General features: G+C 71.9%; 13 protein-coding genes and 1 pseudogene. 1 reads left to right on the top strand and 13 read right to left on the bottom strand.

The window, feature by feature from the left end:
* Positions 1-21: 21 nt before the first annotated feature.
* The 13 genes and pseudogenes from BM362_RS43330 to BM362_RS43270 form a co-directional block, all read right to left on the bottom strand.
* Positions 22-9,867, bottom strand: coding sequence for a non-ribosomal peptide synthetase (locus BM362_RS43330; protein ID WP_093577090.1), 9,846 nt, complete (start codon positions 9,865-9,867; stop codon positions 22-24).
* 16 nt (positions 9,868-9,883) lie between these two features.
* Positions 9,884-10,660 carry an ABC transporter ATP-binding protein gene (locus tag BM362_RS43325; RefSeq protein ID WP_067576414.1) on the bottom strand — a complete coding sequence of 259 codons (777 nt, stop codon included), beginning with the start codon at positions 10,658-10,660 and terminating at the stop codon, positions 9,884-9,886.
* A complete protein-coding gene (locus tag BM362_RS43320) occupies positions 10,657-11,679 on the bottom strand; it encodes a FecCD family ABC transporter permease (protein ID WP_093577089.1) in 1,023 nt (340 codons plus the stop codon). The genes BM362_RS43325 and BM362_RS43320 overlap by 4 nt, the downstream gene beginning before the upstream one ends.
* The gene (locus BM362_RS43315; protein ID WP_067576412.1) at positions 11,676-12,659 is read right to left on the bottom strand and encodes a FecCD family ABC transporter permease; all 984 of its coding nucleotides are present in this window, start codon (positions 12,657-12,659) and stop codon (positions 11,676-11,678) included. Before BM362_RS43315 ends, BM362_RS43320 begins: the two co-directional genes overlap by 4 nt.
* Positions 12,656-13,654, bottom strand: a complete 999-nt coding sequence (locus BM362_RS43310) for an ABC transporter substrate-binding protein (RefSeq protein ID WP_067576411.1) — start codon at positions 13,652-13,654, stop codon at positions 12,656-12,658. Before BM362_RS43310 ends, BM362_RS43315 begins: the two co-directional genes overlap by 4 nt.
* A 92-nt stretch (positions 13,655-13,746) precedes the next feature.
* The gene (locus BM362_RS43305; RefSeq protein WP_067576410.1) at positions 13,747-14,601 is read right to left on the bottom strand and encodes a siderophore-interacting protein; all 855 of its coding nucleotides are present in this window, start codon (positions 14,599-14,601) and stop codon (positions 13,747-13,749) included.
* Positions 14,598-14,840, bottom strand: coding sequence for a phosphopantetheine-binding protein (locus tag BM362_RS43300; RefSeq protein ID WP_067576409.1), 243 nt, complete (start codon positions 14,838-14,840; stop codon positions 14,598-14,600). The genes BM362_RS43305 and BM362_RS43300 overlap by 4 nt, the downstream gene beginning before the upstream one ends.
* The gene (locus BM362_RS43295) at positions 14,837-15,499 is read right to left on the bottom strand and encodes an isochorismatase family protein (RefSeq protein WP_093577088.1); all 663 of its coding nucleotides are present in this window, start codon (positions 15,497-15,499) and stop codon (positions 14,837-14,839) included. The genes BM362_RS43300 and BM362_RS43295 overlap by 4 nt, the downstream gene beginning before the upstream one ends.
* A 3-nt stretch (positions 15,500-15,502) precedes the next feature.
* Positions 15,503-17,104 carry a (2,3-dihydroxybenzoyl)adenylate synthase gene (locus tag BM362_RS43290; protein WP_093577087.1) on the bottom strand — a complete coding sequence of 534 codons (1,602 nt, stop codon included), beginning with the start codon at positions 17,102-17,104 and terminating at the stop codon, positions 15,503-15,505.
* Positions 17,105-17,195: 91 nt separating this feature from the next.
* Positions 17,196-18,440: an isochorismate synthase gene (locus tag BM362_RS43285; protein ID WP_093577086.1), complete on the bottom strand. Its 1,245-nt coding sequence runs from the start codon at positions 18,438-18,440 to the stop codon at positions 17,196-17,198.
* A 152-nt stretch (positions 18,441-18,592) separates the two neighbouring features.
* A complete protein-coding gene (locus BM362_RS43280) occupies positions 18,593-19,432 on the bottom strand; it encodes a 2,3-dihydro-2,3-dihydroxybenzoate dehydrogenase (RefSeq protein ID WP_093577112.1) in 840 nt (279 codons plus the stop codon).
* 198 nt (positions 19,433-19,630) lie between these two features.
* Positions 19,631-19,732, bottom strand: a pseudogene (locus tag BM362_RS43275) (2,3-dihydro-2,3-dihydroxybenzoate dehydrogenase); the annotation flags it as partial.
* A 134-nt stretch (positions 19,733-19,866) separates the two neighbouring features.
* The gene (locus tag BM362_RS43270; protein WP_093577085.1) at positions 19,867-22,101 is read right to left on the bottom strand and encodes a heavy metal translocating P-type ATPase; all 2,235 of its coding nucleotides are present in this window, start codon (positions 22,099-22,101) and stop codon (positions 19,867-19,869) included.
* 229 nt (positions 22,102-22,330) lie between these two features.
* Here BM362_RS43270 and BM362_RS43265 point away from each other — a divergent pair, with 229 nt between their 5' ends.
* Positions 22,331-22,525, top strand: a complete 195-nt coding sequence (locus BM362_RS43265; protein WP_342029843.1) for a hypothetical protein — start codon at positions 22,331-22,333, stop codon at positions 22,523-22,525.
* Positions 22,526-22,550: the final 25 nt, after the last annotated feature.

Below are 22,550 nucleotides of genomic sequence, written 5' to 3'. Positions count from 1 at the left end.
CGAACGCGGTCCGCCACAGGTTCACCGCAACCACTCGCCCGCGTCCTCGTCCAGCCGCGAGGGAAGCTCGGCCAGGAACCGCAGCAGGTCCGCGACCAGCGACCGGGCCTCCGCAGCCGAGAGAATCCCCGCCTGATAACCGAAAATGCCGGACCAGCCGCCCGCGAGTTCGGGCACCACGGTGACCGTCATCGGATAGTGCGTGCGCTCGCGGAACCGGGTCCCGGTGATCGCCAGCCCGGGAGCCGGTTCCCGCAGTTTCGCCGGGTCCACCGGGTAGTTCTCGAACACGACGAGGCTGTCGAACAACCGGTCCCGCCCGGTCAGGGCAGCCAGTTCCGCCAGGCCGGCGTGCTGGTGCGCGAGCAGTTCCTGGTGCCGGGATTGGGTTTGCCTCAGGGTCTCCGCCACGGTTCCGGCGAACCGCACCCGCACCGGAACCGTGGTGGCGAGCAGCCCGAGGATCTCCTCGACACCGTCCACTTCGGACGTCCGGCCGGAAACCATCGCGCCGAAAGCGACATCGGCGACCCCGGCCCGAGCCGCGAGCACCGCGGCCCACGCACCCTGCAGCAACGTTCCCGCCGTGACCCCGTGTTCGGCACCGGCCCGCGTCAGCGAAGCGACGAGCGGAGCGTCCACAGCGAACAGTTCCGGCTCGACCGCCGCGGGCTGCCCGGCCAGGAGTTTCCGAGACGGCAGACCAGCCAGTTCCCTCCGCCACGCATGCCCGCTGACCGCGTGGTCACGCGCCGCGAGCCACCGCGTGTACCGCGACACCGGCACCGCTTCGGGCAGCGGCTCCCCCGAGTACCCGGCGAACAACTCGGCCAGGATTCGCGGCGCCGACCAGCCGTCCGACAGCACATGATGGCTGGTGAGGACGAGTTCGTGCCGATCCGGGCCGTGCCGGAGCACGGTGACCCGCAGCAACGGCCCCGCACCGAGATCGAACCGCTCGGCGAGGTCTTCCGCGAGCACCTGCTCGACGTTCCCGGACACCTCGCGCACCCGGAAGCCGATCTGCGGCTCCGTCGGCAGCACCTGCACCTCGTGCCCGGCGGGGAAGACCGCGCCCAGGTTCGGATGCCGCCGCACCAGCGCGTTCGCCGCAGCCGCCAGCGCCGCCAGATCCAGTGCTCCGGCCAGCGAAAACGCTGCCTGCACCGGGTAGGGATCCTCGTCGGCGGCCCGCGATTCGCGCAGGATCAGCTCCTGCAGCGGAGTCAACGGCAGCAGCTCTCCGGCCGGCACCTCGGCGGCCAGCGCGGCGAGTTCTTCCTGGAACGCCGCTCCCAGCGCCGCGATCTCGTCCGCGCTGAACTCCGAGGACGGCCAGGTGAACCGCGCCGCCAGCCGGTCGTCGCGCACCATCGCGTTCACCATCAGCGCGTGCCCGAGCGGTCCTCCGGCGGAGCCGAGCGGATCGGCGTCCGGCGGGCGCTGCCACGGCGTCTCCGCCCGCGGCGCCGCCTCGAACCGGCCGAGGTAGTTCCAGCTGACGTCCGCACCGGTCGAGGTTCCGCCGAGGATGCCGAACCCGAGCCCGTCGCCCGCGGCACGGAGCTGGTCGCGGACCGCGGCGACAGCCGTCTCGTCAGAAGGCGGCGCGATCCGTGCCGGGTACATCGCGGTGAACCAGCCGACCGTGCGGGACAGATCGACGGTTCCGGCGAAGTCCGGCGTGTGGTCCGGCCGGCCGTGGCTCTCCAACGCGACCAGCAGCTCCGAGCCGCACCAGGCACGGTAAGCCCGCGCGAACGCGGTGAGCAGCACGGCGTCCGGGCCGGTCCGGTACGCGCCCGGCAACGTCGTCAGCACCGCCTGCGTGGTTGCTTCCGAGACCTCGATCTCGTGGTGCCGCGCGGTCCCGCTGACCGGACGCGCCGTTGCCGCCATCCGTTGCCAGTGCGGGCCTTCCACTTGCCGCGCAGGCTTGGCCGCGGCCAACGCGCGCGCCCAGCCGAGGAACGACGGCCCGCGCTCCGGCAGCTGGTGGCCGAGACAAGCCTGCTCAAGGTCGTCGAGGAGGATCCGCCACGACACCGCGTCCACCACGAGATGGTGCGCGACCAGCGCGAGCCGCCCCGGTCGCGCGGGCCCGGCGTCCACCCACACCGCCCGCAGCATCGGGCCGGTCCGCGGGTCCATCGCGGCCCGGACAGCCGCGATCTGGTCGTCCAGCAGCGCCCGCAGATCCGCGTCCTCGCCCGCCGGGACGACCATCAGCACGTCCGCCCCGGTCACGGTGCCCGGTTCCGGGACGCGCAGCACGTCACCGGCCAGGCGCGACCGCAGCACATCGTGCCGTTCGAGGAGCACGTCGAACACCGCCCGCCACTTCGGCACGTCACCGCCGGACGGCACGCACACCTCTACCCACTGACAGAAGCTGTCGGCGTCCGAACCAGCGCGTTCCAGCAGTTCACGCATGACGGGCGTCAGCGGCGCGTCCCCGACCGCAGGCGTCAGGTCCGGCGAGACCACTACGGTCCGGTCGCTGCACCGCGCCGCGATCCCCGCGATCGTGCCGCCCTCGAAGACATCCCGCGCGGTCAGGTGCAGGCCCTCGCGACGAGCACGCGCGACCAGCCGGAGCGAAGCGATGCTGTCGCCGCCGGCGTCCAGGAACCCGTCGTCGATCGTGACGTCCGGGCCGAGCAGCTCCCGAACCACTTGCAGCAACACGGTTTCCGCTTCCGTCGCCGGTTGCCGAGCCGCGGCGACGGTGCGCGGGCCGGGCGCGGGCAGCGCCGCCCGGTCGAGCTTGCCGCTGGGCCCGAGCGGCAGCCGTTCCAGCGAGAGCACCGCCGACGGCACCATGTGCGCAGGCAGTTCGGCGGCCAGATACTCGCGCAGCGCGGCGGGATCCGGGTCCGCGCCGTCGACCGGCACGACGTAACCGACCAGCCGCCGGTCCCCCGGCCGGTCCTCGCGCACGAGCACGACCGCGGCCCGCACGTCCGGATGCCGCGCCAGCGCCGACTCGATCTCGCCCGGCTCGATCCGGAACCCGCGCAGCTTCACCTGGTGGTCGGCGCGGCCGAGGAACACCAGCTGCCCGTCCGGCCGCCAGCGCACGAGGTCTCCGGTGCGGTACATCCGGTCGCCGGGCGCGCCGAACGGATCGGCCACGAACCGCTCCGCGGTCTGCCCCGGCCGGTTCACGTAGCCGCGCGCGAGCTTCGGCCCGGCGAGGTACAGCTCGCCGGTGACGCCGGTCCCGACCGGCCGCAGGCCCGCGTCCAGCACGTACGCCCGCACCCGCGGGTCCGGCCGTCCGATCGGCAGCGGCCCGGGGTCGTCGGCGGAGTACACCCAGGTGACGGAGTTGATCGTGACCTCGGTCGGGCCGTAGGCGTTGAACAGCGCCCGCCGCTCGCCCCAGCGGTGCGCCAGCTCCGGGTCGAGCCGTTCGGCGCCGACCACGAAGAACACCTCCGGGTCCACCGTCGCGTCGTCCGGCATCGCGGACAGAAACGACGGCAGCAGGTTCAGCCCGGTGACGTGGTGCGCGGCGGCGTAGGCGAGCAGGTCGTCGCCGGAGCCGCGGACCTCCTCCGGCGCGATCACCGAGGTGCCGCCGGACAGCAGCGGCAGGAAGAACTGCCAGTAGGAGACGTCGAAACTCGTGGACGCGAAGTGCAGGTACCGCTCGCCGCGGCGGATGCCGACGATGTCCTCCTGCAACGCGACCAGGCTCGGAATGCCGCGATGGGTGATCGCGACGCCCTTGGGCTTTCCGGTGGTGCCGGAGGTGTAGATCACGTACGCCAGCGAGTCCGGCGACGGAACGACGTCGTCCCAGGCAGCCGGTCCGCTCAGGACCGCCGGGTCGATGGCCGGGATGCCGAAGCCGGGATCCGAAGTGGACACCACCGCGGCGGGCGCGCTGTCTTTCACCAGATGCGCCAGGCGTTCCGCTGGGTAGGCCGGGTCCATCGGCACGTGCACCGCACCGGCCTTGAGCACGCCGAACAGCGCGACGACCAGGTCGATGTCGCGTTCCAGCAGCACCGCGACCGGGTCCTGCTCCCGCACCCCGGCCGCGCGCAACGCGTGCGCGAGCTGGTTCGCCTTCCGGTTTAGTTCCGCGTAGGTCAGGCGGCGATTCCGGCACACGACGGCTTCGGCGTCCGGAGTTTCCCGCACCCAGCGGGCGAATTCCTCCAGGCAGGTACCGGCTTCCCGCTTCGGCTCGGGCCCGGTTCCCTGACGCAGCAGGGCTTCTTCCTCGTCCTCGGGGAGAGAACGCAGCCGGGCGACCGGTTGCCGCGGGCCGGCCACGAGTTCGCGCAGCAGCGTCGTCAGCCACCGGGCGTAAGCCCGCACGGTCGGCTCGTCGAAGGCCTGCGGCTGGTAGCCGAAGCCGATCGAGATCTCGTCGCCGGGCAGCACGATCACGGTCAGCGGGTAGTGCGTCGCGTCGGTGATGTCGACGCCGGCGAGGTCGAGCCCGGGCGCGAGCGGTTCGCGTTCCCGGCTGGAGAGCGGGAAGTTCTCCATCACCAGCATCGTGTCGAACAGATCGCCGACGCCCGCCGCGCGCTGGATGCCGGGCAGGCCGAGGTGATGGTGGTCGGTGAGCCGCGCGTTCTCGTCCTGCACTCGTGCCAGCACCTGCTCGGCCGGATCGGACGGCGCGAACGCCACGCGCACCGGGATCGTCGTGCCGAGCTGGCCGATCATCGCCTCCACGCCGGGAACATCGGACGGACGGCCCGACACCGGGCAGCCGAAAACGACGTCCTGGCGTCCGGTGAGCCGTGCCAGCAGAACGCCCCACGCGGTCTGGAACACCGCTGTCGACGTCACTCCGCGTTCTCGGGCGAAGCCGCGCAACTGCTCGCTGAACTCCGTGCCGAGTCCCACCCAGATCCGCTGTGGACGGTCCGAAGCGGACTCCGTGGTCGACGGGGCGAGCCGGGTTCCTTCTTCCAGCCCGGCCAACGCGGTCTGCCAGGCCTCGGCTGCCGCGTCGTGATCCCGGGCGGCCAGCACCCGGTGGTACTCGGCCAGCGGCGGTGCCACCGGAGCGGCCGCTCCGCCGTCCAGCTCGGCGTAAGTGGCCAGCAGGGCGCGGCCGACGAGCGGCATCGACCAGCCGTCGAGCAGCGCGTGATGGATCGTCAGCACCAGCCGGTGTTCGGCCGGGCCGAGGGTGAGCAGCAGGAACCGGATCAACGGCGGTACCGCCGGGTCGAACGGCCGGGCCAGTTCGGCCGCGCATTCGCCGTCGGCGCTCGCCGGGTGCTCGACGTGCCGCCAGTCCAGGCGCACGTCGGCAGGCACGACCTGCACGACCTCACCCGCCGCTGTCGTGTGCAGGTGGACGCGCAGCGCCGGATGCCGCCGCAGCAGCTCCTCGGCGGCGGCTCGCATCCGGTCCGGATCGAGCTGTCCTTCGAGCCGGGTGACCGCCTGCACGGTGTAGACGTCCGGTCCGCCCCGCGTCAGCGTGTGGAACGACAGCCCGGCCTGCAACGGCGTTGCGGGCAGGACGTCGGCGACCGGGCTCTGCTGTTCGAGGGCGTCGATGTCGTCCTGGGTGAGCGTGACCAGCGGAAGGTCCGACGGAGTGAGCCCGCCGGTGTTCTCCCGCGCATGCGCGGCCAACGCGGCCAGCGCGGCGGCCCACGCTTGCTGGAGGCGTTCGACCTCTTCCGGCGGCAGAACCCGGCTCGCGGCGGTCCATTCGACCGCGATCCGCGGCACGCCGTCCTCGCGGACGAAGCAGTTCAGCGCCAGAACCTGCTCCAACGCCTTCGCGGGCGGCTCGATCACGGCGAACGGATCCTCGTCCGGCAGCTGCCAGCCGCCCGACAGCGGAGTGAACCGGCCGAGGTAGTTGAGCAGGACGTCCGGCATTTCCGGCGCGAACTCGGCACCCGGGTCCAGGTACCGGAGGACGCCGAACCCGATCCCGCCCTCCGGCACCGCGCGCCGTGCTTCCTTGACCGCGCGCAGCAACCGGTCGAGGGTGTCCACACCGGACAGTTCAATGTGGACGGGGTATTCGGCGGTGAACCAGCCGACGGTCCGGGCGAGATCCAGCCCTTCGCGGCCGTGGCCCTCCATCGTGACGGTGAGAGCGTCTTCGTCGCCGCGCAGCGTCAGCACGAGCGCGGCGAGCAGCACCTCATCGACACCTGCGCGATAGGCAGCGGGCAGTGTCGTCAGGATCGCCGCGCTCTCTTCTTCAGCCGCGAGCGTGACCGAACGGTGTGCGGTGGCAACGGTATCCAGCTTCGGGTCGAGCTTGCTTTTCCGCGCCGACCGCCAGTGCGCCAGCTCTCCGCGCCGCGCACCGCTCGCCCCCTGTTCGGCGAGCGCCAAGGCATGGCGTCGCCACGAATTGCGCACGGGTTCGAGCACCCCACCCTCGCAGGCCGTCTGCAGATCAGGCAGCAAGATGCGCCAGGAAACCCCGTCGATCGCCAAGTGGTGCACGACAATCACCAGCTGGTCGCCCACCAGCGCGACGCGCAGCATCTCCCCGGCGCGTGGGTCCAATTCGGACGCGAGCCGTTCCGCCACCTCGGCCGGATCCCCCGTCGCCTCGCTGACCGACGCCGCGACCGCTCCCCGCGGCCGGATCACCAGCGAGCCATCGGATTCGACCCGAAGCCGCAACACGTCGTGGTGATCGAGAACCGCCTGCACGCCTTCGCGCAGCCCCGGCACCGGGCCGTCCACCCGGAGCGCTGTCCACTGCGCATAGCCGGTAATCGCGTCCAGGTCCGGATTCAGGTCGAACAACGTCCGCACGATCGGCGGCGCCGGAACCTCGCCGATCGGCTCGTCCGGTTCGCTGTCCGGTTCGGACAGATCCCGGCTCGCCGCCGCCAACGCCGCGAAACTGCGCCGCGCCAGCAAATCCCGCGGCCGCAGGTCCAGCCCGTGCGCCCGCAACCGGCTGCTCACCCCGATCGCGGTGATGCTGTCGCCGCCGAGAGCGAAGAAATCGTCGTCGACCGCGACCCGCTCCACGCCGATCACCTCGGCGATCGCGGCGCACAGCAACCGCTCCCGCTCGGTCCGCGGCTCCCGTCCGCCCTCGGCCGCCGCGGGCGCGGGCAGCGCGGCACGATCGAGTTTTCCGTTGCTGGTCACCGGAAGTTCGTCCAGCACCACGACCGCGGCCGGGACCATCGCCTCCGGCAACCGCTCCGCGAGCGCCGCCCGAACGTCGTCCGCCGTCAGCCCAGTGCCGACGACGTACCCGATCAGCCGGGGCCCGCGCACCGTCGCCGCGGCAGCCCGCACGCCGGGCACCGCACCGAGCGCGCCCTCGACCTCGCCCAATTCCACGCGGTGGCCGCGAATCTTGACCTGGCCGTCGCGCCGCCCCAGATACTCCAGCCCCCGGCCCGGCACCCAGCGCACGATGTCGCCGGTGCGGTACATCCGCTCCCCCGGCGGCCCGAACGGATCCGCGACGAACCGCTCGGCCGTCCCGCCCGGCCGGCCGAGATAACCACGTGCCAGATGCGGTCCGGCGAGGTACAACTCGCCGCGACTGCCCGGCAGCACCGGCCGCAGCGCGGCGTCGAGCACGTACACCCGGGTCCCCGGCACCGCGAACCCGATCACCGGCTCGTCCCCGGTGATCGGCGCACTGGCACCGTCCACAGTGGCCTCAGTCGGGCCGTAGATGTTGCGCGCCCGGATGCCGGACGAAGCGACCCGCTGCCACAACGCCGGTGCCGTCGCCTCGCCGCCGAGCACCAGCAACGCCGGGTCGAGCGACCCCGCGTCCAGCAACGGAGCTGCCATCGACGGGGTCGTGTCGATGACGTCGATCCGGTCCCGCACGAACGCGGCGTGCAGTGCGTCGACGTCGCGCGCGGTTTCCGTGTCGTAGACGTGCAGTTCGTGCCCGCACAGCATCCACAGCAGTTGTTCGATCGCCGAGTCGAAGGCGAAGGAGTAGGTGTGCGCCACGCGAAGCCGCCGCCCCTGCGCGGTCTCGGCGACCGTGGTCGCGCGGTGGTTCCGCAGCAACGTCTCCAGTCCGCCGGACCGGACCAGCACTCCCTTCGGCTGCCCGGTGGAGCCCGAGGTGAAGATGACGTACGCGAGGCTTTCCGGGTGCCGGTCTCCCTGCTCCCGCACCGCCGAATACCCGGCGATCTCCTCCCGTACTGCCGGATCGTCCAGCCGAAGCTGCGACACTCCCGGCAGCAGATCCGAGACCGTCACGGCGAGCTTCGGGGTCACCTCGGCGACCAGCGAGCGCAACCGTTCCGCCGGATGCGCCAGATCCAGCGGCAGGAACGCGGCCCCGGCGTCGAGAACCGCCAGCAACGCGACGACCAGATCGACCGACCGCGGCAACGCCAGCGCCACCACGTCGTCCGCGCCCACGCCCCGCGCCCGCAACGCGCGCGCCAGCCGGTGCACCCGGTCCCGCACCTCGTCGCCGGTGAGCCGCTCGTCCCCGCGGACCAGCGCGGTTTGCCCGCCGAGCCCGTCCAGGAACCCTTCTCCGGTCGCAGAAACCGCGGGAGCCGACCATTCGGCGAGCAAGGCATCGACGTCCGGCACCAGGTCCACCCCGCCGACCGACGGCGCGGCCGCACCGGTGAACGCGGAGATCACCGCCTTCAACGCGGTGAGCTGCGCATGAACGCCATCCTGGTCCTGCGAACGCGCGTCGACCTCGAAACCCAGCAGCAGCCCGCCGCCAGCCGTCGGCAGCACGCTGAGCCCCATGTCCTCCGGCGGCCCGCCCGCGACGTTCCGCATCGTCCCGCGCGCCTCGCCGAACGCCAGCTCCAGGTCGAACGCCTTCAGGTTGATCCCGCGTCCGTGCAGCAACGCCCCCGCGCCGGGCACCGCCAAGTCCTGCGGCAGATTCTCGCCCCGGTACCGCTGGTGCGCGCGCATCTCCCGCAACGCCTGGGCGACCCGCGCGGTCAGCTCCTCCGGACGATCGCCCGGCCGCACGCGCACCCGCAACGGCAGCACGTTGACCGCCATCGCGGGAGTCCGCAACGCCGCGCCCACCCGGCACATCAACGGCACCGCGAACACGACGTCCGCTGTCCCGAGCACGCGGTGCAGGAACGCCGCGTAGCACGCGATCAGCGCGTCACCCCAGGTCGTCCCCGCGCGCTTCCCCAGTTCGCCAAGCCCGGCGACCTCGTCCGCGGTGAGTTCGGCGCGCGCGGTGAACGTCGCTTCCGGCAGCCCGGCCGCGCTCGCGTCCTCGGCCAGCTCCGGCATCGGCGTGAACCGATCACACCAGTACGCGCGGTCCTGCGTGAACCGTTCGCTCATCCGGTACGAGCGATCGGCTTCCACGAGATCCGCGAACCGGCCGAACGTCGAGGGCGGCACCTGTTCGCCTCGCACCGCCGCGGTGTACCGGGCGGCGGTGCGCCGGGCGAGCATCGCCGCGGTGTAGCCGTCGAACACCAGGTGATGGCCGAGCTGCGTGAACCACACCTCGGTATCGGAAAGCCGGAGGATCAGGTGCGAGAACAACGCCCGGTCCAGCATCCCGCGGCACGCCTCGGCCACCCGCCGCCGCTCCGCCGCGACCCGCGCGTGCGCCGCGGCCAGCGGATCCGGTTCCCCTCGCAAATCAACGACTTCCGGCAACGGCACCGGCTCGGCGGACACGGCTTGCCGCGGCCCGTCCGGAGTGTCGAACACCCGCAGCCGCAGGCTTTCGGCCTCCTCGGCGGTCGCCCGGACCGCCTCGGCCAGCGCCGCGAGGTCGACCGGTGCGCCGCCGGAGCTCCCGGAGATCTCGATGACGTCGCCGACCAGGTAGTACGGCGAATCCGGTTCCAGCCGCTGCGCGTTCCAGATGCCCAGCTGGGCGCTGGTCAGCTCCAGGGTGGCGAGTGCGGTGCTCAACTGGTGACTCCCGGGTTCAGAGCGACGGCACGACCATCGGCGTGCCAGTGACCGGATCGGGCACCACGACGCTCGGCAGGTCGAAGACTTCCTTGATCAGCGCGGCGTCCACGACGTCGCCGGGCTCGCCCTCGGCCACGACCCGGCCCTCGCGCATGGCGACGACATGGTCGGCGTAGCGGCAGGCCTGGTTGATGTCGTGCAGCACCGCGATCACCGTGCGGCCCTCGTCGCGCAGCCGCTTCAGCAGCTCCAGCACCTGGTACTGGTGCGCGATGTCCAGGAACGACGTCGGCTCGTCGAGCAGCAGGTACGGCGTGCGCTGCGCGAGCACGACCGCGATCCACACCCGCTGCCGCTGCCCGCCGGACAGCTCCTGCACCGGACGGTCGGCCAGCCCGGCGACCCCGGCCGCGGTCATCGCACTGACCACCGCGGTCTCGTCTTCCTCCGACCACGACGACAGCAGCGACTGGTGCGGGAACCGCCCGCGAGCGACCAGCTGCCGCACGCGGACGTCCTCCGGCGCGGACGGATCCTGCGGCAGGAAGCCGAGCTCCCGCGCCAGCGCCTTGGCCGGATACGCCCCGACCTCGCGGCCGTCGAAGGTCACGCCGCCCTCGGACGGGCGGAGCAGCCGGACGAACGCGCGCAGCAATGTCGATTTGCCGCACGCGTTCGGGCCGACCACCGCGGTGAACGCACGGTCGGGCACGTCGAGCCGCAACTGCGTCGACACGACGCGGTCTCCGTAGCGCAGGGTGAGGTCCCGCGCGGTCAAGCGGGCAGTCACTTCCGCCGCACCTCCTTGGTGAGCAGCCAGATCAGGTAGCAGCCGCCGATCGCCGTGCTGACCACGCCGACCGGCAGCGAGACCGGGGCGAGCAGCATTTGCGCGACGAGGTCGGCTCCGGCGAGCAGCAGCGCGCCGGTCAGCGCGGCGGGCAGCAACGGGATGCCCGGCGCGCGGGCGAGCCTGCGGCCGATCTGCGGGGCGGCCAGCGCGACGAACGAGATCGGCCCGGCCACCGCGGTGACCGTCGCCGTGCAGGCGACGCCGATCACCACCAGCTGCAGCCGCAGGGATTCGTGCCGGACCCCGGTCGTCACCGCGAGTTCCGTGCCGAGCGCCGACTGGTGCAGCGCGGGCGCCCGGGTCAGCAGCACCGCGAACAGCACGGCCAGCACCCCGAACGGCACCGCGACGTCGCTCCAGCCGATGCCGTTGAGCGAACCGGCGCTCCAGCCGACCGCGGCGATCGCGACCTCCAGGTCGGCCCGCAGCACGATCCACGAGTTCAGCGCGGTCAGCATCGCGTTGATCGCGATCCCGATGACGATCAGCCGCAACCCGGACCGGCTGCCGCCCATCGAAAGCAGATAGACCGCGGCCGCGGTGAGCAGCCCGCCGGCCACCGACGCGAACGTCAGCTGCGCGGGCGATCCGGACAGCACCGTCATCGCGATCAGCGCGCCGGTGTAGGCGCCGGAGTCGAGCCCGATCACATCCGGGCTGCCGAGCGGATTCCGCGTGACATTCTGGAAAATCGCCCCGGCCAGCCCGAGCGCGGCGCCGAACACCAGCCCGGCCGCCACCCGCGGCAGCCGCCATTCGCGGATCACCACGCCCGGGCCGCCGCCGGACCCGCCGAGCGCGGCGAACACCCGCGCCGGACTCGCCCAGGCCGCGCCGTAGCAAAGCCCCAGCAACGCGAGACCGGCGAGAACCACGCCGAGCACGGCGACGAGAATGACCGTGCGGCGCTCGACCCGCAGCGAAATCCGCCCGCGGCGGAACACGAACGCGGTCACAGCGCGGCCGTCCCGTACTTGCGGACCGCCCAGATCAGCACCGGGCCGCCGACGAACGCCGTCACGATCGCGACCGGCACCTCGCCGGTCGGCAGCAGCACGCGCGAGCCGATGTCCGAGATCAGCAGCAGAATCGGGCCCAGCACCACCGCGAACGCGGTCAGCCACGGCACCGACGCGCCCGCCGCGCGCCGCGCGAGATGCGGCACGATCAATCCGACGAACAGAATCGGCCCGGCCACCGCTGTCGCCGCCCCGGCCAGCAGGGTGATCAGCAACAGCGTCACCGCACGGATTCGCGCCACGCGCGCGCCGAGAGTGTGCGCGACGGTGTCGCCCAGCGCGAGCGCGTTCAGCTGACGGCTCAACAGAAACGCCGCGACCACGCTCACCGCGATCACGATCAACGGAACCGTCAGCGGCGCCTGTTCCCGTCCGGCCAGCGAACCGACCGCCCAGAACCGGTACCGGTCGAAGGTGTCCGGCAGCAACAACCGCAGCCCGAGCGAAACGCCGCTGAGCACGAACGTCAGCGCGGTGCCGGTCAGGACCATCCGCAACGGCGACCGCCGGCCGACCGCGTACACCAGCAGGGTCGCCAGCACCGCGCCGAGCACCGCGAACAGCAACTCCCCCGACGCGGAAACCGCGATGCCGAGCGCGGAACCGATCGTGATGGCGAACCCGGCCCCGGCCGTCACGCCGAGCACGCCGGGTTCGGCCAACGGGTTGCGCGACAGCACCTGGACGAGCACCCCGGCCACCGCCAGCGCCGCGCCGACGCCGACCGCCAGCAGCGCGCGCGGCGCGCGGACGTCGCGTACTACCGCCTGATCAGCCGGATCACCGTGCCCGAAAATGGCGCGGAGCACCTCCGCCGGCGCGATGCCGTGCGCGCCGATGCCCACGCTGACCACGGCCACCGCCGCCAGCAGGACGACGGCGGCGGCCAGCAGCGCGGTCCGGCTGCGCGCGGTCACTTCTTCAGCAGCGGCGCGAACGCCTGGTCCACCGCGTCCAGCGTCTTCATCGCCGCCCGGTAGGTGGCCGCTTCGGTGTAGCGGAAGGCGAACGTCTTGCCCGCCTTCACCGCGGGAAGGTTCTTCCACAGCGGCGAATCGAGCACGTACTTCACCGCGGGCGGGACCGAGCCGTCCGGCTTCACCGAATAGGTGATCGCGTCGGCCTGCGCGAACGCGGTCGGCAGCTCCTCGATCGACGGGTACTCGCTGACGTCCTTCGAACCGCCGCCCTTGACCTTCACCTGACCGTAGTACTTCGCGCCGAGGTCCTGGGCGATGTTGGTGCCCCAGGAATTGTCGAACTCGCGCTGGAAGTTGCCCTTCGCGACCTCGCCGTACGCGCCGACGTGGCCGAGTTTCAGCTGCGGCAGCACGGCTTTGTACTTGTCCGCGAGCTGCTTCGCCTTCGCCTCGTACTCCTGGCGCGCGGCGTCGAACCCGGCCAGCGCGCCGGCGGCGTCGGACTGCTTGCGCGAAAGCTCCCGCCACGCCGAGGGCACCGACGGGCCGATCGCCACGACCGGCGCGATCTCCTGCAGCCGCTTGACGTCGATGTCGGCGAGCACCGGCTTCGGCACGCCGATCACGATCAGGTCCGGATCGGCCTGCGCGATGGCCTCGTAATTCGTCTCGGCGGCCTGCTCGCCCGCGACCTTCGGCAGCTCGTCGTACTTCTTGCGGTCCTCGGTCGTCATCATCGGAAGACCGCGCTTCCACGTCGAGATCCCGACGAGCGGAGCCTTCGCCTCAAGCAGCGCCGGGACGGCGTAGCCGGTCGCGATCACGCGCTTGGGCTTGACCGGGATCTTGATCTCGCCGTTGTCGGCGGCGAACACGCGGGTCGGGGCGTCGCCCCCGCCGCTCTGCGCGTCGCCGGAACCGCAGCCGGCGACGACGGTGAGGGCGACCGCGAGCGCGGCGGCGGCGAGACGGGTCGTTCTGGTGACGGTCATGCGAGGGTCCTCAGGTAGGGAGAGCGGTGCGGGGGGCGGGGGTGTCGTGAGTGGTCGTGCCGGTTCTAACCGGCATGACCACTCACGAGGCGTCAGTGGTCGTGCTCGTCGTCGAAGTCCGCGACGCCGCGTTTCCAGTAGCCGGTCACGTCGCAGTCCTCGCGGGCGAGCCCGAGGTCGTCGCGCAGCCAGCGGCGCAGCGGCTTGATCGCGCCCGCTTCACCGGCGATCCACGCGTAAAGCCGTTCGCCTTCGGGCACCTTGACTTCACGCACGGCGCCGGCGAGAAGCTCGACGCTGCCCGGCGCGGCCGCACCGCGGTGCAGCCAATGGACTTCGACACCGTCCGGCGCGTCGAGGTCGATCTCCTCGCTCGCGTCGGCCACCTCGGCGAACGCCCAGCCCACCGCGGTCCGCGGCAGTTCCTCCAGCCAGCGCGCGAGCGCGGGCAACGCCGTGATGTCGCCGGCGAGCAGGTAGCGGTCGTAGGTGTGCGGCACGATCAGCCCGCCCGGCGGACCGGCGACGTGCACGGTCTCGCCCGGCCGCACCGCGCGCGCCCAGTCCGAACCGAGCCCGCCGTCGTGCAGGGCGACGTCGAGATCCAGCTCGCCGGAGGCCGGGTCGTAGCGGCGGACGGTGTACTCGCGCGAGATCGGCGACGGCTTCGGCCAGCGGAGCATGTCGCCGTTCGCCTCGGGCAGCCGCAGCTGGCCGTCGGCGTCCGGGAACAGGATCTTCACGTGCTCGTCCGGCGAATGCGCCTCGAACCCGTTCGTGCCCGGCCCGCCGAGGGTGACCCGCAGCAGCCCGGCGCCGACCGCGCTGGTCCGCACGACCTCCGCCCGCCGGATCCGGATGGGGTACGGCACTTTCTCGGCCTGACGTCCCGCGCGGACCTCCGCGATGCGGGCGGTATGCCGGTGCCGGTGCGTATCCCGGCTCACTGCGCGCCGCCGGTGAGCAGCTTCGTCCAATGCCCGAGCCGCGGGTCTTCGGCGAGGTCGGCGAATTCCAGCTGCGCCGCGCCCGCGCCGCGCCACTTCTCGACCAGGCTCATGATCCGCATCGAATCGAGGCCGAGGTCGGCGAGGTCGGTGTCCGGGGTCAGCTCGTCGAGTCCGCAGCCGAGCAGTTCGGCGACGTCCGCGTTGACCTGCTCAGCAGTCAGTTCGGGGGTGCTCATCGAGGTGCTCCTGCGGGAATCGGCGCCGACAGCGCGGCGAGCGCGTCGGCAGTGGTGGTGACGACGCCGCAGCGTTGGGCGACATACTCGCACGCCTGGTCGTGCCGGGAACGGTCGAAGTCCGCGACCGCGTCGCTGATCAGGAACGGCCGGACATCGCGCATGAACGCCTCGACCGCCGTGGTCTGGCAGCCGATGTGCGCGTAGACGCCGGTGATCAGCAGCTGGTCGCGATCGCCGAGCTGCTCGCGGAAAGTGCTGCGCTGGAAGGCGCTGTAGCGCCATTTGTCCAGCACGGTGTCGCCCGGCCGCGGGGCCAGCTCGTCGACGATGTCCGCCGCGCGCGGATCGTCGTCGATCACCGCGCCGATGCCGTCGCCCCAGAACTCGGTGAGCAGCCCGCGATCGGCGGCGGGCTGCTTGCCCGGCTGCGCGGTGTAGAACACCGGCATGCCGCTGCCGCGCGCCTTTTCCGCCAGCTCCGCGATGTTCGCGAGCATCTCCGGAATCGGCGAACCCTCATAGGGGGCAAGGAAATACCGCTGGACGTCGTGCACGAGCAGAGCCGCCCGCGCCGGGTCGGGCCGCCAGTCGACCCGCCCCGGGGGCGTATCCGCCGCCGTCGGCAGCGGATACGCCCGGATCTTCGGCAGGGACACGCCTCACCTCTCCTTCGCCAGGGCGGCCAGCGCCGCCCGCAGTTCGCGTTTGCTGGTCTTGCCCACGCCGGTGACCGGGAACTCCCCGACCACCTCCACCAGATCCGGCACCTTGAACGCGGCCACCCCGCGCCCGCGCACGAACCGGCGCAGTTCCGCCGCACTCGGCTGCTCCCCGTCCGCCGGAACGACGTACGCGCAGGTCCGCTCGCCGAGGTACTCGTCCGGCACCGCGACGACGGCGGCGTCGAGCACGCCCGGATGCGCCATCAGGTGGTTCTCGACCTCTTCCGCCGCGACCTTTTCGCCGCCGCGGTTGATTTGCTCCTTCGCCCGCCCGACGACCTCGAGATGCCCGGATTCGCGTTGCCGCACCAAATCGCCAGTGCGGTAAAACCCGTCCTCGGTGAACGCGGTCTTGTTGTGCTCGGCCGCGTTGTAGTACCCGCGGATCGTGTACGGCCCGCGGGTAAGCAGCGCACCGATTCCGCCCGGCTCGACAAGATCGTCCGACGTCGCCAGCGGATCGTCCGGATTCACCACGCGCACCTCGTCGTCCGGCGAGATCGGCCGCCCCTGGGTGCTGAGGACGAGGTCCTCCGGGTCGTCCAGCCGGGTGTAGCAGACCAGCCCCTCCGCCATGCCGAACACCTGCTGCAGCCGGCACCCCAGCGCCGGGCCGACGCGTTCGGCGAGCTCCCGTCCGCACTTGGCCCCGCCGACCAGCAGAACGTCCAAAGAGGACAGGTCCCGTCCGGTCCGCGCCGCCGCCTGCACCCAAGCCGCCGCCAGCGGCGGAACGACCCCGCTGATCGTGACCCCCTCAGCCTCGATCAGCCGGAACGCGGTGTCCGCGTCCGGCCGCGGCGCCATCACCGTGGCCGCCCCCGCGTGCAACGCGCCGAGCAACCCAGGCGAGCTGAGCGGAAAGTTGTGCGCGACCGGCAAAGCCGCGAGATACACGCTTTCTTTCTTGAGCCCGCAAATCCGCGCACTCTCCCGCACGCTGTACAGATAATCGTCGTGCGTACGCGGAATCAGCTTCGGCAGCCCCGTACTGCCGCCGGACAGCTGCAGAAACGCTATCCCCTCCGAATCCGGCTCCGGCAGTTCGCGCGGCGCGCTCGCGGCCAGCTCCGCGAACTCCGGCTCCCCCACGACGAAGACTTTCCGGTGCTGCTGCGCGACTTCCCGCGCCATCTTCGCGTGATCATGCCCAGCGTGCCCGCCGACGGTGAGGATCGCTTTCGCGCCACTCTGCTCCGCGAAGTGCCGCAACTCGCTGTCGCGATGCGCAGGCAACGCGAACACCGGCACCGCACCGGCCCGCCACAGCCCGAAGACGACCGGCACGAACTCCGGAATGTTCGGCAACTGCACGACAACCCGGTCGCCCTGCCCGATCCCGTCCGCGGAAAACCCCGCCGCCAGCCGATGCGCCCGCTCGTCCACCTCGGCAAACGTCCAGCGCTGCCCCTCGCCGACAACCGCCGTCCGGTCCGCATACGCCTCCTTGAGCGAGGTCAGCAGCGCTCCGAACGTCTGCCCCCGCCAATACCCGCTGGCCCGATACCTCGCCGCGGTCTCCTCCGGCCACAGGTTCACGCGACCCCCTCCGCACCCGACACCATCGGCCCCCGCCACCACGCGCTCGCCCGGCGCCCAGCCGCGGTCTCCGCCGGCCACAAGTCCACGCTCATGCGGCGCCCTCCGCGCCCAGCGCACGCAGCAGCGTCCCGAACTTCGCGCTGGTCTCCGCCAGTTCCGCAGCCGGATCAGAACCGGCGACGACCCCCGCCCCCGCGAACAGCCGCGCGGTCTTGTCGGACACCTCGGCGCACCGGATCGTGACGACCCATTCGCCGTCGCCCGCGAGGTCGGTCCAGCCGACCAGCCCCGCGTAATACCCGCGATCCTCCGGCTCGAGCCGCGCGATCGTGTCGCGCGCCAGCTCGACCGGCACCCCGCACACCGCAGGCGTCGGATGCAACGCCTCGGCCAACTCCAGCGACGACGGCCCGCCCGGCCCCACCCGCCCGGTGATCCGGGTCGAGAGGTGCCACATCGTCGGCGTGCCCATCACTTCCGGCTCTCGCGGAACTTCCAGCTCGGTGCAGTAGCGCCCCAGCACCTCCGCGACCTGCGCGGCGACGAGAGCGTGCTCGTTGAGGTCCTTTTCGGACACTCGCAGTTCGGCAATCGCTTGCGCGTCCTGCGCCGGATCCCCCGTCCGCCGCCGCGACCCGGCGAGCGGATTCGCGGTCACGACGTTTCCCTCGCGAGACACCAGCAACTCCGGGCTCGCCCCCACGAGCGTCCGCGGCGCCGGATCCCCGGGCGCACTGACGTCGACGGCGAAAGCATGCGCCGCGGGGTCCGCCACGACGAGGTTGCGGAGGAGTTTTCGCACGGAAACACCGTGCTCGCCCACGAGATCCAGCGCCCGGGCGAGGACGACCTTGCGGAGTTCCCCGGCACCGATGAGGTCGACCGCCCGCCGGACGCTTTCGGCGTAAACCTCGGGTGCCGGCCGCGGGACTACGGTCCAGGAGGCCGGGTCGTTTCGCCGTGGCGCTTCGGGGTCTTCGAAGCCTGAACCGCCGGGGGATCCGGCGAGGGCCGCGCTCTGCGGGCCCCCCTCGCCCGGCATCCCGGCCCGCCGCACCACCGCGGGCACGATCAAGCTGCTCCCGGAGTCCGGCCGGAACCCGATCGCTCCCACCACGACCGGATTCGCGACCCCCGCCAGCACCGCGGCTTCCAACGCCTCGGCCGCCGCCGCGGCCCGGTTCCCGCTCGTGCCGCGGACATGCGAGTGCACTCCGTCGGCGAGCAGCACTCCGCGGGCCGACGAGTAGTAGAACGACCCCGGCAGGTACGCGGCCAGGAGATCCGCCGCCCGGTGGACCGGCCGCGGACGGGCCGGAGCAGGTGAGGACACGAGCTGAATTCCCTTTCGCACACGCGCAGGCGGCCGAGCCGCCCTGTCCGTTCCTCGTGCGAGGCCCGGACCTTGACCGTTCGGTTAGCCTAACCTAATGGACACTAACGTACCCGGACGAAAAGAAAAAGCCGCCCGGCGGGTCGACCCGGTCACGCCCGAAGCGTGGCGCCGCCGTCGACGTAGAGGTTCTGCATGGTGATGTGCCTCGCCCGGTCGGACGCGAGGAACAGCACCGCGTCCGCGATGTCCGCCGGGTCGGCGATCCGCCCGAGCGGAATCCCGACCCGGAACTGCTCCGGATTCCCCGCGACCACCCGGGCTTCGCCGGAGTCGTCCGTCCACAACAGACGTTGCATCTCGGTGTCCGTCGACCCCGGCGAGACGATGTTGCACCGGATCCCCGCACCGGCGAGTTCGAGCCCGAGACAGCGGGTGAGCATGGTCGCCGCCGCCTTCGAAGCCGCGTAGGCAGCCATCCCAGCCCGCGGGACACCGGCCGCGTTCGACCCGACGGTGACCAGCACCCCGCTCCCCCGCGGCTGCATCCGCCGAGAGATCTCGCGCAGGACGGCGAAAACCCCGGTCGCGTTGACCGCGAAGGTCGCCGCCCAGTCCTCGTCGCTGGTCTCCACCACCGACCCGGGCCGCAGCACCCCCGCGACCGACACCCCGATCCCGATCGGCCCCAATTCCCGCTCGACATCCGCCACGACCCGCGCGACCGCCCCCGGATCCCCGACATCCGCCACAAACGGCACCACCCGCCCGGCACCGGCCGGACGCTGCGCATCGACCGGCACACCAGCGTCGCCCACAGTGCGAGCCTGCGCCGCGGCAACACCGTCAGCCGCGCCAACCCGCGCCGCGCCGGTGCCGTCAACCGTGCGAGCCCGCGCCCCAGCAGCACCGCCAACCCGCGTCGCATCAGCACCGTCAACCGTGCGAGCCCCCGTCGCGCCAGCGCTATCAACCGTGCTGGCTCCCGCCACGTCGGCACCGTCAACCGTGCGAGCCCCCGTCGCGCCAGCGCTGCCGACCGTGCTGGCTCCCGCCACGTCGGCACCGTCAGCCGCGCCAACCCGAGCCGCGCCAGCACCGCCACCTGCCAGCGCGACACCACGGCTCGCGAGCGCCCCCGCCGGCTCGGCCCGCGCCAGCCCCGCGCCATAGTCCCGCGCTGCGACCTCCCGCAACCCCTCCTCGTCGATGTCCACCGCGGCCACCACGGCACCGGCCCGGGCGAGCGCCTCCACGACGGCCGCCCCGATGCCGCGCGCACCGCCGGTCACCAGCGCGATCCGCCCCTCGATCCCGGCTCCCGCGTCCCGCGTCACCGCGCACCTCACCCTCCGTCGCCGACTGATTAGGCAAACCTAACCTAATCGAGTGAGCGTCGGCCAGGGTGATCCCGCCCACCCCGGGTTCAGCGGCCCGGCGCGAAGTTCCGCAACCGCAGGCTGTTGGCCACCACCAGCACCGACGACAGCGACATCGCCGCCCCCGCGATCAGCGGGTTCAGCAGCCCGCACGCGGCGAGCGGCAGCGCGGCCACGTTGTACCCGAACGCCCAGCCGAGATTCCCCCGAATGGTGCGCAAGGTCCGTTGCGCGAGGCGGATCGCGTCCGGCAGCACCGACAGGTCGTCGCGGACGAGGATGATGTCGGCCGACCGTAAGGCGAGATCGGTCCCCTCGGCGACTGCCAACCCGAGGTCAGCGGTCGCCAGCGCCGGAGCGTCGTTCACTCCATCGCCGACCATCGCCACCCGATGCCCTTTGCCCTGCAACGCCGACACCGCGGCCGCCTTCTCGCTCGGCAAAACCCCGGCGAGCACCTCGGGAATCCCGACCTCCGCGGCGACCGCATGGGCCGTCACCTCGTTGTCTCCGGTCAGCAGCACCGTTTTCAATCCCAGCCGATGCAGCCGCGCGACCGCCTCCCGAGCGGAAGGCTTCACCTCGTCCCGCACGGCGAGCATGCCCGCGACCTCGCCAGCCGCCGACACGAGCACCACCGTCGCCCCGCCAGCCTCCGCCGACGCCACCACGGCCTCGACCTCCGGGCCGACCGAAATCCCTGCGTCCACCAGCAACCTCGGCCGCCCGACGGCCACAGCCGTTCCCTCGACCACACCGCGGGCGCCCAGCCCGGGCAGTGCCTCGAACTCAGCAGCCGGAACCACCTCCGGCCCACCAGCGACAATCGCTGCGGCAATCGGGTGTTCTGACGACGCTTCCACCGCGGCTGCGAGACGAAGCACCTCGGTCGACGAGAACGCCCCGAACGCCCGGGTCTCGGCGAGGGTCATCCGCCCCTGTGTCACGGTGCCGGTCTTGTCCAGCACCACGGTGTCGACATTACGACTCGCCTCGAGCGCATCCGGCCCCTTCACGAGAATCCCGAGCTGCGCACCTCGCCCGACGCCGACCATCAACGCGGTCGGCGTCGCGAGCCCCAGCGCGCACGGGCACGCGATGATCAGCACGGACACCGCCGCGCCGAACGCGTCCCGCACCGGATTCCCGGTGAGCGACCACCCCGCCAGGGTGAGCAGCGCCAACGCCGAAACCACCGGGACGAACACCGCGCACACCCGGTCGGCCAGCCGCTGCACCGCCGCCTTCCGCTCCTGCGCCCGCTCGGCCAGCGCACTCATCTGCGCCAGCTGCGACCGCGCTCCGACCGCCTCCGCGCGCACCACCAGCCGGCCGTTCAGGTTGATGCTCCCGCCGATCACCCGGTTTTCCGGCCCGACCTCCGCCGGAACGGGTTCGCCCGTGATAGCGCTGACATCCACTGTGGACAGACCACTGTCGACGCTTCCGTCGGCGGCGATCTTCTCCCCCGGTCGCACCACGAACCGGTCGCCTGCCGCCAGTTCGCCGATCCCGACCAGCACTTCGCCGTCCGCACGCAGAATCCGCACGTCCTTCGCCGCCAGCGCGTCCAGCGCGCCGAGCAGATCCGCCGCACCGCGCCGGGACCGCGCCTCGAAATACCGGCCGGCGAGCAAGAACGTCGTCACTCCGGCCGCGACGTCGAGGTACACCGAATCCGCACCCGGTGCGGTCGCACCGAACCCGATCCAGTAACCCGCCTCGCCGCCCGATCCGATCAGCACCGAAGCCGCCGACCACAGGTAGGACGCCAGCACGCCCAAGGAAACGAGCGTGTCCATACTGGACGATCGGTGCCGCAGATTGCGCAGCGCGGCACGGTGGAACGGCGCCGCCGACCAGAACACGACCGGGGTCGCGAGCAGCAGGCACACCAGCTCCCACAACGGGAATCGCAGCGACGGCACGAGCGCGAGCGTGATCGACAGATTGCCGAGCGGGACGGCCAGCACCGCGGCCACGATCAACCGGCGGCGCAAGTCGCGAACCCGCGCGTCGCGGTTCTCCGGACTCGATTCGCCGCGGACAGTCGCGGTGTAGCCCGCGCGCTCGATCGTCGCGACCAGCAAGGCCGGGTCGAGCTCAGGCGGACAGTGGACAGTCGCGCGTTCGGTCGCGTAGTTCACCGTGGCGCGGACGCCGTCGAGCTTGCCGAGGGAACGCTCGACGCGCGCCGCGCAGGCGGCACAGGTCATTCCGCCGACGGCGAGATCGAGTTGACGGGTCGGGGTCGCCGCGGGGGCGGCGGTCTGCGTGGACATGATTCTCCGGATTCCAGGACGGGCACAAAGTCGGTGGCAGTGCCGGCGCCGGGAAGGCGGACCGATTTCCATCGTACGCCTGCTTTTCCGTCGCCACTCCTTCGGGTGACTTGGGAACCTTTCGGCTCTCCCCGACGACTATCCGGATGGTGGCAGTGCCCGACCCGACCCCGACCAGACCGGAGCGACAATGTCCAAAACCCTTGCCTCAGCAGGAAACCTTCGACACGTGATCACGTTCTGCGGCACCTGCGACTGCGGCTGCCCGGAGCTGTTCCTCGACGACGCCGCCCCGCCGGAGCGGCGAGTCGTGCTGACCGACGACTTCGGGCAGCGAGTGCGGATGATCTTGGCACAGCTGAAAGTTCTCGTCGACGACGTCAAAGACGGAGCCTTGGACAAGGTGGTGACCGCCGTGGTCTAGGCACAGAATTGGCTCGGTGCACCGA

It is taken from the genome of Amycolatopsis rubida (genome assembly GCF_900115345.1).
Taxonomy (GTDB): domain Bacteria; phylum Actinomycetota; class Actinomycetes; order Mycobacteriales; family Pseudonocardiaceae; genus Amycolatopsis; species Amycolatopsis rubida.
Note: the sequence above shows the minus strand (reverse complement) of the source record. Positions and strands in the feature narration are given on the sequence as shown.